Origin of the sequence: Variovorax sp. KBW07 (genome assembly GCF_003852515.1) — a bacterium.
GTDB lineage: Bacteria > Pseudomonadota > Gammaproteobacteria > Burkholderiales > Burkholderiaceae_C > Variovorax.
Genome location: NZ_QAJK01000140.1, coordinates 24,958 through 36,954, shown reverse-complemented (window position 1 = coordinate 36,954; position 11,997 = coordinate 24,958). Strand labels below are relative to the sequence as shown.

General features: G+C 68.3%; 13 protein-coding genes. 8 read left to right on the top strand and 5 right to left on the bottom strand.

Annotation, left to right across the window (positions count from 1 at the left end):
* Positions 1–53: 53 nt before the first annotated feature.
* Positions 54–923: a M48 family metallopeptidase gene (locus DBV14_RS26110; protein WP_124463611.1), complete on the bottom strand. Its 870-nt coding sequence runs from the start codon at positions 921–923 to the stop codon at positions 54–56.
* A 78-nt stretch (positions 924–1,001) separates the two neighbouring features.
* Between DBV14_RS26110 and DBV14_RS26105 the strand changes: the two genes are divergently transcribed.
* The 6 genes from DBV14_RS26105 to DBV14_RS26080 all read left to right on the top strand — a co-directional run bounded on the left by DBV14_RS26105 (position 1,002) and on the right by DBV14_RS26080 (position 8,043).
* Positions 1,002–2,396: an MFS transporter gene (locus tag DBV14_RS26105; RefSeq protein ID WP_260397233.1), complete on the top strand. Its 1,395-nt coding sequence runs from the start codon at positions 1,002–1,004 to the stop codon at positions 2,394–2,396.
* Between the two features lie 143 nt (positions 2,397–2,539).
* Positions 2,540–3,748, top strand: coding sequence for a beta-ketoacyl-[acyl-carrier-protein] synthase family protein (locus DBV14_RS26100; RefSeq protein ID WP_185546126.1), 1,209 nt, complete (start codon positions 2,540–2,542; stop codon positions 3,746–3,748).
* The gene (locus DBV14_RS26095) at positions 3,745–4,593 is read left to right on the top strand and encodes a beta-ketoacyl synthase chain length factor (protein ID WP_124463607.1); all 849 of its coding nucleotides are present in this window, start codon (positions 3,745–3,747) and stop codon (positions 4,591–4,593) included. The genes DBV14_RS26100 and DBV14_RS26095 overlap by 4 nt, the downstream gene beginning before the upstream one ends.
* A gap of 187 nt (positions 4,594–4,780) precedes the next feature.
* Complete coding sequence (locus DBV14_RS26090) at positions 4,781–5,503, top strand: response regulator transcription factor (RefSeq protein WP_124463605.1); 723 nt, start codon at positions 4,781–4,783, stop codon at positions 5,501–5,503.
* A 15-nt stretch (positions 5,504–5,518) separates the two neighbouring features.
* Positions 5,519–6,715 (top strand): ATP-binding protein, encoded by a 1,197-nt coding sequence (locus DBV14_RS26085; protein WP_124463603.1) that lies wholly within the window; start codon positions 5,519–5,521, stop codon positions 6,713–6,715.
* 74 nt (positions 6,716–6,789) lie between these two features.
* Positions 6,790–8,043 (top strand): O-antigen ligase, encoded by a 1,254-nt coding sequence (locus tag DBV14_RS26080; protein WP_124463602.1) that lies wholly within the window; start codon positions 6,790–6,792, stop codon positions 8,041–8,043.
* Positions 8,044–8,155: 112 nt separating this feature from the next.
* On the opposite strand, the gene DBV14_RS26075 is transcribed toward DBV14_RS26080, so the two are convergent.
* Both DBV14_RS26075 and DBV14_RS26070 read right to left on the bottom strand, forming a co-directional pair.
* On the bottom strand, positions 8,156–8,365 hold the full coding sequence (locus DBV14_RS26075) for a zinc-finger domain-containing protein (protein WP_124463601.1): 210 nt from the start codon (positions 8,363–8,365) through the stop codon (positions 8,156–8,158).
* 5 nt (positions 8,366–8,370) lie between these two features.
* Positions 8,371–9,324, bottom strand: a complete 954-nt coding sequence (locus tag DBV14_RS26070; RefSeq protein ID WP_124463599.1) for a branched-chain amino acid transaminase — start codon at positions 9,322–9,324, stop codon at positions 8,371–8,373.
* A gap of 118 nt (positions 9,325–9,442) precedes the next feature.
* Between DBV14_RS26070 and DBV14_RS26065 the strand changes: the two genes are divergently transcribed.
* A complete protein-coding gene (locus tag DBV14_RS26065) occupies positions 9,443–10,459 on the top strand; it encodes a recombination-associated protein RdgC (RefSeq protein WP_124463597.1) in 1,017 nt (338 codons plus the stop codon).
* Between the two features lie 37 nt (positions 10,460–10,496).
* Here DBV14_RS26065 and DBV14_RS26060 read toward each other — a convergent pair whose 3' ends face one another.
* On the bottom strand, positions 10,497–10,925 hold the full coding sequence (locus DBV14_RS26060) for a glycerate kinase (RefSeq protein ID WP_124463595.1): 429 nt from the start codon (positions 10,923–10,925) through the stop codon (positions 10,497–10,499).
* Positions 10,913–11,323 (bottom strand): glyoxalase/bleomycin resistance/dioxygenase family protein, encoded by a 411-nt coding sequence (locus DBV14_RS26055; RefSeq protein WP_221621921.1) that lies wholly within the window; start codon positions 11,321–11,323, stop codon positions 10,913–10,915. Before DBV14_RS26055 ends, DBV14_RS26060 begins: the two co-directional genes overlap by 13 nt.
* 195 nt (positions 11,324–11,518) lie before the next feature.
* On the opposite strand from DBV14_RS26055, the gene DBV14_RS26050 reads away from it, so the two are divergent.
* The gene (locus tag DBV14_RS26050) at positions 11,519–11,974 is read left to right on the top strand and encodes a hypothetical protein (protein WP_124463593.1); all 456 of its coding nucleotides are present in this window, start codon (positions 11,519–11,521) and stop codon (positions 11,972–11,974) included.
* Positions 11,975–11,997 lie beyond the last annotated feature (23 nt).

Below are 11,997 nucleotides of genomic sequence, written 5' to 3'. Positions count from 1 at the left end.
GCCCTGAATGAACCCGCTCCCAAACAAACAGCCCCAAAAGGCAGCCCAGCGCCTCAGCCCTTCTTCGCGTCCCGGTAAAGCTTCTCGACCTTCGGCAAGTTCGCTTCGAGCTTCGTGATCCGGTCCGGCCCCGTGGGGTGCGTCGACAGGAAGCTCAGCCCGCCCTGGTTCTTCGACGCCGCGGCCATCTTCTGCCACAGCGACACCGACGCCTTCGGGTCATAGCCCGCGCGCGCCGCCAGTTCCAGCCCCACGAGATCGGCCTCCGTCTCGTCGCTGCGGCTGAACTTGAGCGTGATCAACTGCGTGCCTGCACGGGCCGCAAGATCGCCCACCTGGCCCAGCCCCAGCAGTTGCGCGCCAATCGAAAGCGCCGCCCCCGTGCCCGCGCTCTTGGCCATCCGGGCGCGGGCGTGTTCGCGCAGGGCGTGCGCCATCTCGTGGCCCATCACCATCGCGACCTCGTCGTCGCTCAGCTTCAGCTGTTCGAGGATGCCGGTGAAAAAAGCGATCTTTCCGCCGGGCATGCAGAAGGCATTGATCTGCTTGCTGCCAATCAGGTTGACCTCCCACTTCCAGTCGCGGGCGCGCGCATTCCACGGCGTGGCGAAGGGAATCAGCCGCTGCGCGATGGCGCGCAGGCGCTGCAGTTGCGGGTTGTTGTCGCCCGCCAGCGCATTCTTGGCGCGGGCCTGTTCAAGCAGCTGGCCGTACTGCTGCACGCCGGCCGCCTCGATCTTGTCGGCCGGCACCAGGTTGCGCGCCACCGATGCATTGCCCACGTTGACCTGCGCCAGCGCCGGTCCGCCCAGCACCGCGCCCGCGGCGGCCAGCAGGAAGCCCCGCCTCGGCTGCCATGGCGAGGCGGCGGAAACAGCAGCAGCGGCTGCTGCGGAAAAAGGGCGTTCGCATCGTGTGCACATATGGGGCCGGATCATAGGAACAAATGAAAGCAAAAGGCCGGGCGATGACCCCGTGCACTCATGGACAATCCGGGGCTCATGTCCGCCTCGCCCGTCGAAACCCCCTCCACCCCCTCCCTGCCCTGGCGCGACGCCCTCAAGGTGTACCTCGAGCCCGCCACGCTGCGCATGCTGGCGCTGGGCTTCTCGGCCGGGCTGCCGCTGCTGCTGGTGCTGGGCACGCTGAGCTTCCGGCTGCGCGAGGCCGGCATCGACCGCACCACCATCGGCTACCTGAGCTGGGTCGGGCTGGCCTATGGCTTCAAGTGGGTCTGGGCACCGCTGGTCGACCGGCTGCCGCTGCCGCCGCTCACCACGCTGCTGGGGCGCCGGCGCGGCTGGCTGCTGCTGGCGCAGGGGCTGGTGATCGCCGGGCTGGTCGGCATGGCCATGAACGACCCGCGCAACGGGCTGCAGCCGCTGATCTGGTGCGCGCTGCTGGTGGCCTTCGGCTCGGCCACGCAAGACATCGCGCTGGACGCCTTCCGCATCGAATCGGCCGAGACGCGCAAGCAGGCCGCGCTGGCCGCTGCCTATCAAACAGGCTACCGGCTCGCGATGATCTGGGCCGGCGCCGGCGTGCTGTGGGTCGCGGCCTGGGCCGAAGTGGCGCCGGTGGCAGGCGCCGCGGTGGCCAAGGGCGCGGCGGCCTACCAGAACGGCGCCTGGAAAACGGCCTACCTGGTCATGGCCGCCTCGATGGCGGTCGGCGTGCTCACCGTGCTGCTGTCGCCCGAGCCGGTGCGGCGCGTGCTGCCCAAGCCCAGGAACGCGGCCGCATGGTTGCAGAGCGTGCTGATCGAGCCCTTCGCGGACTTCATCCGCCGCTACAAATGGCAGGCCGCGCTGATCCTCTCGCTGATTGCCATCTACCGCATCAGCGACGTGGTGATGGGCATCATGGCCAACCCGTTCTACGTGGACATGGGCTTCACCAAGGACGAAGTGGCCACGGTCAGCAAGATCTACGGCGTGGTCATGACGCTGGTCGGCGCCTTCATCGGCGGCGTGCTGTCGATGCGGCTGGGCGTGATGCGCGTGCTGATGCTGGGCGCGGTGCTCAGCGCGGCCAGCAACCTGCTGTTTGCCTGGCTGGCCTCGCGCGGGCACGACCTGACGGCGCTGATCGCGGTGGTCTCTGCCGACAACCTGGCCGGCGGCATTGCCTCGGCCGCCTTCATTGCCTACCTGTCGAGCCTGACCAACATCAGCTACTCGGCCACCCAGTACGCGCTGTTCAGCTCGCTGATGCTGCTGCTGCCGAAGTTCATTGCCGGCTACTCGGGCGCCTTTGTCGATGCCTACGGCTACAGCACCTTCTTCACCGCCACGGCCCTGCTGGGCGCGCCGGTGCTGGTGCTGGTGGCGCTGGCGTCGCGCCTGACCACCACGAAGGAGACGGCCGCCACCACAGGCGCCGTCGAGCGTCAATAGGGCCCGCGCCCTAGCTGCCGACAATGGAAAACGGCCGACGCAATGCCACGCACTCTGCTGGTAGGCTGTGACATTCATTGCGTGAAAATTACGCTTTCTGTCGCCCGACGCCCTTTCGCTTGCCGCCTGCTCCAACATTCATCGTGCCGTCCCGAATAACCCCCCTTCAAATCAGCGCCTTCACGGCGACCTCTGCCGTCGGCGTCGGCAAGGAATCGCTCGCGGACGCGCTCGCGCAGTCGCGCAGCGGCCTGCGCGCCAACGATTTCGGCGACGCGCCGCTGCCCACCTGGATCGGACGCGTCGATGGCCTCGAGGACATCGAATTGCCCGAGGCCCTCATGCCCTGGGACTGCCGCAACAACCGGCTCGCGTGGCTGGGCCTGCATGCCGACGGCTTCATCGAGGCGGTGGCCGCCGCGCGTGAAAAGTACGGCGCCTCGCGCATCGCGCTGGTGCTGGGCACCTCGACCGCCAGCATCGGCGAGACCGAGCTGGCCTACACCCAGCTCGACGCCGAAAGCATGTTCCCGCTCAACCAGCGCCGCGCCGCCGTGCACACGCCCCATTCGCTGGCGATGTTCACGGCGCAGGTGCTGGGCATCAGCGGGCCGAGCGAAACCATCTCCACCGCCTGCTCGTCGAGCGCCAAGGTGTTCGCCTCGGCCGAGCGGCTGATCCGCCTGGGCCTGGCCGACGCGGCCGTGGTCGGCGGTGCCGACACGCTGTGCGGCAGCGTGCTGTTCGGTTTCAACTCGCTCGAGCTGGTGTCGAGCGAACCGTGCCGGCCCTTCGATGCCGGCCGCAAGGGCATCAGCCTGGGCGAGGCCGCGGGCTTTGCGCTGGTCGAGCGCGTGCAGACCGGCGCCGATGCCGCGCCGATGCACCTGCTGGGCTACGGCGAAGCCAGCGACGCGCACCACATGTCGACGCCGCACCCCGAGGGACTGGGCGCCGAACGCGCACTCGACGAGGCGCTGGCCCGCGCCGGCCTGGCACCCGAAGCCATCGACTACATCAACATGCACGGCACCGCGAGCCAGAAGAACGACGAGGTCGAGGGCGCGCTGGTGGCGCGCCGCTTCCCGGCCCGCACGCATGCCAGCTCGACCAAGGGCTTCATGGGCCACACGCTGGGCGCGGCCGGCATCGTCGAGGCCGTCATCAGCCTGCTGGCGATCGAGCGCGGCCTGATGCCGGGCACCGTCAACACGCACACGCTCGACGAAGGCTTCGGTCCGCAGATCAAGCTGCAACCCGCGCATGGCGAGGTGCGCTACGCGCTGTCCAACTCTTTCGGCTTCGGCGGCAACAACTGCTCGCTGGTGTTCGGCAAGGCGGACGCGGCATGAGCAACACCGGCAACACCGTGACGCCTCCCACCCTCTACATCGAAGGCCCGGCCTTCTGGACGCCCACGCTGCCCGGCTGGGACGCCGCGCGCGCCGCCTTCCGCGGCGAAGGCGCGCTGGCCGATCCGCCCGCCAAGCGGCCGTCGCCGCAGGTGCTGGCCCCGGCCGAGCGGCGCCGCGCGCCCGACACCGTGGCGCTGGCACTCGAAGTGGCCGCCGCCGCCATCGCGGGCTCGGGCCGCAACGCGGCCGACGTGCCCTGCGTGTTCACCTCGGCGCACGGCGACCTGTCGATCAACGACTACATGTGCGGCACGCTCGCGACCGATCCGAAGATGCTGTCGCCCACCAAGTTCCACAACTCGGTGCACAACGCCGCCGTGGGCTACTGGACCATCGGCACCGGCTGCATGGCGGCCAGCAATGCCGTGTCGGCCTACGAGCACAGCTTTGCCTCGGGCCTGCTCGAAGCGGCGGTGCAGTGCGCGGCCGACCAGGAGCCGGTGCTGCTGGTGGGCTACGACACGCCCACCGTCGGCGCGCTCACCTCCGTCACCGACAGCCGCGGCCTGCTGGCGGTGGCCATGGTCATCGCGCACGAGCGCACCGAACGCACCGTGGCCTCGCTCGACTGGTCGCTGGTGACCGGCGATGCAGCCAGCGCCCCCGCGGCGCCGCGCTCGGCCGCCGCCCGCACCTTGCTCGACATCAACCCGATGGCCGATGCGCTGGGCCTGTTCGAGGCACTGGCGCAGGTCGAAGGCAGCGCCGGCACCCCCATCGACCTGCCACTGTCGAATGCGCTCACACTGAGGTTGCAGCTTCGCGTGGCTGCAGAAGACTGAACGGGCGGGGCAGTCGGCAGGCGCCGGCCCCCGCGCGTTGCTGGCATTGGCATCGAAAGCCGCACATGGCGCCCGTGGACACAGGGCAAGGCGCTATGCTTTTCGCAGCATTTCCGGTTGACAGGCCGGTGCTGCGTTTACCCAACTTTACGGAGCGTTCAAGCCCGCTTGCTCCCCGTGGACGACCATGAAGCGCATGAGCACCCCCCAACTCCTGATGATCGAAGACGACACCCGCCTGGCGCAGATGGTGGGCGAATACCTGACGCAGTCGGGCTTCGCCTTCAACCATGCCGGTGACGGCGCCAGCGGGCTCGAGCAGTTGCAGCAGCACGCGCCCGACCTCGTGATCCTCGACCTGATGCTGCCCGACACCGACGGGCTCGAGGTCTGCCGCCGCATCCGCGCCCTGCCCGGCCCCATCTCCAAGGTGTCGGTGCTGATGCTCACGGCCAAGGGCGACCCGATGGACCGCATCATCGGCCTGGAAATCGGCGCCGACGACTACCTGCCCAAGCCCTTCGAGCCGCGCGAGCTGCTGGCGCGCATCCGCGCCGTGCTGCGCCGCCGCAGCGAAACCACCACCGAGTCCGAAGCCTCCACGGTGATGCGCTTCGGCACCCTGGAAATCGACCGCAACGCGCGCACCGTGTCGGTGGCCGGCGCGCTGGCCGACCTCACGTCCTACCAGTTCGACCTGCTGGTGGCCATGGCCGAGCGCGCGGGCCGCGTGCTCACGCGCGACCAGATCATGGAAGCCGTGCGCGGCCGCGAGCTCGAAGCCTTCGACCGCTCCATCGACGTGCACATGGGCCGCATCCGCGCCGCCATCGAGGTCGATGCCAAGAACCCGAAGCGCATCCTCACCGTGCGCGGCGTGGGCTACGTGTTCGCCAAGCAGCAAGACTGACGGGCCCTCCTGCCGATGCTGCGCAACCTCTACTCCCGCCACCTCTACGTCCGCATCTGGCTCGCGGTGGTGGGCGGCGTGGTCATCCTCACGCTGACCGCCAACTGGATCGTGCGCCTGGCGGCCGAGGCCGAGCGCGAGCGCCTCGCGCCGGTGCCGCGCGAAGTCGTGGTGCTCGACGCACAAGACAAGAAGATCGGCACCGGCACCGCGCTGCGCGTGCCCGGCCAGGGCCTGGAGTTCGACGTGACGCTGAGCGACGGCAAGGCCATCACGCTGCGCGTGGCGCCGCGCGAGCGGCCCACCGGCACCGGCGGCTTCGCGCCCTGGCGCACGCCCTTCGGGCTGGGCTGGATGATCGCGCTGGTGGGCGTGGCGGTGGCACTGGCCGTGTACCCGATCGTGCGGCGCATCACGCAGCGGCTGGAATCGCTGCAGCGCGGCGTGCAGCGATGGGGCGAGGGCGATCTCTCGGTGCGCGTGACCGAAGAAGGGCAGGACGAAGTGGCAGATCTTTCCAAACGATTCAACGCGTCGGCCGAGCGCATCGAACAGCTGGTGCGTTCGCACAAGTCGCTGCTGGCCAACGCATCGCACGAATTGCGCTCGCCGCTCACGCGCATCCGCATGGGCCTGGAGCTGATGGGCGAACGCCCGAGCCAGGCGGCGCGCGAAGAAATCTCGCGCAACATCGGCGAGCTCGACCAGCTGATCGACGAGATTCTCCTGGCCAGCCGGCTCGACGCCAGCGAGGCCGACATGGGCACCATCGAGCCGGTCGACCTGACTGGCCTGGCGGCCGAGGAGTGCTCGCGCGTCGATGCCGAGCTCGACCTGGCCGAAGGCACCGACAACGCGGCGCTGACCGTGCCGGGCGTGTCGCGCCTGCTGCGCCGCGCGATCCGCAACCTGCTCGAGAACGCCCGCCGCTACGGCGCCGGCGAGATCGCGGTGGAGCTGGGCAGCGCCAACGGCTTTGCCACGGTGCGCGTCAACGACCGCGGGCCGGGCGTTCCCGTGCCCCTGCGCGAACGCATCTTCGAGCCCTTCTACCGCCTGCCCGGCGCCAGCGAGCGCAACGGCGGCGTCGGCCTGGGGCTGTCGCTGGTGAAGTCGATCGCCGAGCGCCACGGCGGCTCCGTGCGCTGCGAAGATCGGCCGGGCGGCGGCGCGAGCTTCGTCATCCGGCTGCCGGCTGCACGCGGCCACTGAACGCCGCACAGCGCAGCGCCTCCTCGGGTGAAGTCAGGTTGAGCCGGGCGGGCGGCACCTAAAATCCCGCCCCTATGCAGAGATCGCACATCGTTCGGCCCGCGGCCATGTTCTGGGGGCTGGTGGTGTTCATGCCGGTCGGCGTCACCTACCTGTCGGCCCTGCTGTTGCTGGCCACCATGCTGCTCGCCGGCGGCTATGGCGAACGCTACGCGCGGTTGCGCGCCAACCCGCTGTGGTGGCCCGTGATGGCGTACCTGGCCTGGACCCTGCTCGTGCTGGCCTTCGGGCGGCACTACCCTGAAACCCCCTCCAACCTGTTCCACGGAATTCGCATCGGCCTCACCATACTGATGGCGATGGCGCTCACCCGCGAAGAAGCGATATGGGCGCTGCGCGGCTTCCTGCTGATCGCGGCGCTGAACGTGCTGCTCATCGTGGCCTATTACAGCTTCGGCTTTCCGATCTGGTCGCCGCTGCGCGCGGTGGTCATGGAAGTGGGCAACAAGTCGATCAGCAATGCGCTGCTGTTCAGCGTGGTGGCCTCCACGGCCGCGGTGTGGGGCATTGCGCAGATTGCCGCGCACAAGCCGCTGCGCGCCATTCCCGCCTTCGTGCTGCTGCTCGGCCTGGGCCTGGTGGTGGCGCTGCCGCTGACCTCGCGCACCTCGGTGCTGGCGCTGCTGCTGGTGGTTCCGGTGGTGTGCATCCACCAGTGGCGCAACCACCTGAAGATGCTGGTCGGCGCGCTGGTGCTCGGCACCGTGGTGCTGGGCGCGGGGCTGTACCAGTTGCCGCAGCTGCAGCACAAGGTCGAGACCGGCGTGCAGGAACTCGAAGAAGCGCAGGCCGGCGCCGTCTTCAAGGGCAGCTGGGTCATCCGCTACTACATGTACCGCGACACCGGCCGCATGATCGCCGACCGGCCGCTCACCGGCTGGGGCATCGGCGGCTGGACCGAGCAGTGGCACAAGCGCGGCCCGGCGCTTTTCTCCGAATCGAACATGCCGCACAACGACTTCCTGTGGGTCGGTGCGCAGGGCGGCCTGCCGGCCTTGCTGAGCCTGCTGGTCATCATGGTCGCCTCCGTCTGGCAGGCCTGGAAGCGGCCCGACATCGCGGGGCGCTACGCGCTGGCCGCCACGCTGATCGCGCTCATTGCGTCGAGCGTGAACTCGGCGCTGCGCGACGCGCAGATCGGGCTGGCGCTGCTGTGGATCTCGCAGGTCTACCTGCGGCTGGCGCTGGAAACCAAGGACCCGGCGCCCTGGCGCGACCTGTGGCCGGCACGGCGCGTTGCGCCTGCGGCACTGTCCGCGCAAGCCTAGGCGGCAAGACCAGGCGACGACAGAAAAGCGAAACCCGGCCATGGCCGGGTTTCTGGTTTCTGGCCGTGCCACCGCCGGCGGACCGGCAGCAGCACACGCACAGGAACAAAAGTCAGTGCCGCGACGACACCGTTTCGCCGGCCTTCAGGCGGTACAGCGTGCCGCAGTACGGGCACTTGGCTTCGCCGGTGCGCGCCACGTCGAGGTACACCTTCGGGTGGTTGTCCCAGAGCTGCATGTCCGCCTTGGGGCTGGGGCAGAACACGCCGCCCTGATGGTTGAGCTCCTTGGCCAGGAGTTCGACGACTGCATTGGTAGACATGGGGTTCAGACTTTCGTGAGCCAGTGGGCGTACTTGGGATTCTTGCCGTTCACGATGTCGAAGAAGGCAGACTGGATTTTCTCGGTGATGGGGCCGCGCGAACCGCCGTCGCCCCGGTTGCCGATCTCGATGCGGTCGAGTTCGCGGATGGGCGTCACTTCAGCGGCCGTGCCGGTGAAGAAAGCCTCGTCGGCAATGTAGACCTCGTCGCGCGTGATGCGCTTTTGCACCAGCTCCAGGCCCAGGTCCTTGCAGACGTGCAGGATGGTGTTGCGCGTGATGCCGTTGAGCGCGCCGGCCGACAGGTCGGGCGTGTACACCACGCCGCCCTTGACCACGAAGATGTTCTCGCCCGCGCCTTCGGAAACGAAGCCGCTCGCGTCGAGCAGCAGCGCTTCGTCGTAGCCGTCGTCCAGCGCTTCCATGTTGGCCAGGATCGAGTTGGTGTAGTTGCTCACCGTCTTGGCCTGCGTCATCGTGATGTTGACGTGGTGGCGGGTGTAGCTGGAGGTTTTCACGCGGATGCCGCGCTTCATGCCTTCTTCGCCCAGGTAGGCGCCCCAGGACCAGGCCGCGACCATGGCGTGGATCTTGTTGCCCTTGGGGCTCACGCCGAGCTTTTCGGAGCCGATCCAGATCAGCGGGCGCAGGTAGCAGCTTTCGAGCTTGTTCTCGCGAACCACCTGTTTCTGGGCTTCGTTCAGCTGTTCGGGCGTGAACGGGATTTTCATGCGCAGGATCTTGGCGCTGTTGAACAGGCGCTCGGTGTGCTCGGCCAGGCGAAAGATGGCCGTGGCGCCGTCCGCCGTCTTGTAGGCGCGCACGCCCTCGAAGGCGCCGCAGCCGTAGTGCAGCGTGTGGCTGAGCACGTGGATCTTGGCGTCGCGCCAGTCCACGAGTTCACCGTCCATCCAGATCTTGCCGTCACGGTCGTCCAGCGAGGGGGGGATCGAGCTCATTTCCTGATTCCTTTGGGAGCGATGGGGGAAGTCGCAAAAGCTTTCGATTTTACGACCGAGCCCGGAACCGGGTGCCCGACAATGGCCGGTTGTCCCAACCAGTGGAAAAAGGGTTCCCGTGTCCGTATTCAAGAACGTCATCGTCTATCGCATCGAACCTGCCTGGTCACAAACATTGGCCGAGGCGGAAGAAGGGCTGGGCAAGCAGCGCTTCGAGCCTTGCACCCCCTCGCAGGAAAAGTCCGCCGGCTGGTCCGAGCCCCGCGGCGAAGCCAACGGCCCGCTGGTCGAATCGATCGACGGCCAATGGCTGGTCGAGTACATGATCGAAAGCAAGACGCTGCCCGGCTCCGTGGTGCGCCGCAAGCTCGACGAGCGCTGCGCGCAAATCGAGGCCACCACCGGCCGCAAGCCCGGCAAGAAGGAAAAGAAAGAGCTCAAGGAAGACATCACCCTGGAGCTGCTGCCGATGGCTTTCACGCGCAATGCGCGCGTGGCCGTGTGGATCGACCAGGCCGAGCGCCGCCTCGTCATCAACAGCGCCAATGCGGCGCGTGCCGACGAAGTGGTCACCAGCCTCGTGAAGTCGCTCGACGGCTTTGCCGTGAGCCTCATCAACACGCAGATCGAACCGGCCGCCGCCATGGCCGAATGGCTGCTCACGCAGGAGCCGCCGGCCGGCTTCACCATCGACCGCGAGTGCGAACTCAAGGCTTCGGACGAATCGAAGGCCGTGGTGCGCTACGCCAAGCACCCGCTCGACATCGAGGAAGTGAAGCAGCACATCACCGACGGCAAGCGCCCCACGCGCCTGGCCATGACCTGGGACGACCGCGTGTCCTTCGAGCTGACGCAGGGCATGCTGATCCGCAAGATCGTGTTCCTCGAAGGCACGGGCGACGGCGCCGCGGGCGGCAAGAAGGAAGACAACTTCGACGCCGACGTGGCCATTGCCACGGGCGAACTGGGCCAGATGGTGCCGGCGCTGCTCGACGCGCTGGGCGGCGAGGCGGCCTTCTCGGCGGCCCTGCCCGATGAAGCGCCAAAGGCTGCTGCAACTGCAGCCAAGCCGGCCTCGGCGCCGACCACCACGACCCCGGCCGATGCCGCCGAGGAAGAAGACGCGCCGTTCTGACGCGGCGCTGATGCGGCGCTGATGGGCCGGCGAGCGCTCAGCTCGCCGGGGTTTCTTCTTCGGGCGGCGTCTCGGGCCGCGTGAGCGTCCAGCTCTGCAGCTTGCCGCCGTTGAACACGGCATCGACGTACGAGCCGCCGCTGTCGGTCCAGCGGTACAGCTCGGGCTGCTCGTCCTTCGGCGAATGCAGCTCGCCCAGGGCGCGCGTCATGGCAATGACGTGCATCAGCGTCACGCCCTGCTTGAGCTTGGCGTTGAGCATGACGGCGCTGGCCACGTAGCCCACCGGCCGCTCGGCCGCCCGCTTGAGCACCTGCATCGCGCGGTTGAAGTGCAGCAGCAGGAACATCACGATCGCGCCGCCGGCCAGCGCGACGCCGCCCCAGCCGCCGCTGCGCCAGGCCAGGCCGAGAAGAAGGATGGCGCCCACGGGCACCAGAAATTTCTGAAAATTCATGGCGCGCATTGTCGCCGCCCGCTGGATGGGCCCCGCAAGCCGATGCAGTTGCCCCAGGGATCGCGCACCTGGCACATGTACTGTTCGCCCTCCGCCCCTTCCTCCTCCCCCTGAAGCCACATCGGGCCGCGGTACAGCGCCGCGCCGAGCGATTGCAGATGCGCCAGGGCTTCGTCGAAGCGCTCGACGTTCCAGTACACGACAGAACCGAAGGCGCCCGAGCCGACTTTCCCGTCCGCCGGAACGATCTCCAGCAGCACGCCATGCAGCGACAGGCACTCGAAGGCCGGCGTACCGATCGACACCCGCCGGGCATCGGGGAATGCTTTGGTGTACCAGTCGAGCGCCGCGTCGACGTCGCTGGCGTGGACCATGACGGCGGCGATGGGCGGAGAAGTCGATTTCATTCGGGGCCTGCGAGGATGGGAGCGAGATTCTGCCGCCGCGCCACTGCCCCTCCGCGCATTCCACACATGCCGCAGTAGCGGCCGTGGCTACTTCCGGGCGCGCGGCGCGGTACTCACCGCGAAATGCGCGCACCCCTGAGGCCACACCCGGCACATTTCGCCGCACGGGCATCTGCCCGGGCCAGTGAAAAGCATATGAACATCCCGCGTTCCGTCACATTCGTCCGTCTCGCCCTTGCCGCCACGCTCTCGGCCACCGCACTCAGCGGCTGCTACGTGGTGCCGCTGGGACAACCCGCACCCAACCTGCCGTCGCAGCAAAGCTATGCGGTCGCGCCGGTGCCGGTGGCACAGACCTTCAGCGCACGGCTCTATCCGTCCAACGCGGAGGCGGCGCGCTACGGAACGATCGGCGGCACGGTGACCAGCGACATGAACGGCCGCGGCCACTTCAATGCGCAGATCGGCGGCGAACAATTTCAGGGAGAGGCAACACGGGTCGCAGGCTCGCGGGGCACCGGCGTGGCAAATGCCACCGGCAGCCGCGGCGGCAACCTGAGTTGCCAGTACACGATGAACTCGGCCACGTTGGGCAGCGGCCAATGCGTGCTCAACAGCGGACCGGCGTTCACGATGCACATCGGGGGATAGGGGGGGTGCCCGGCGCGCCAGTG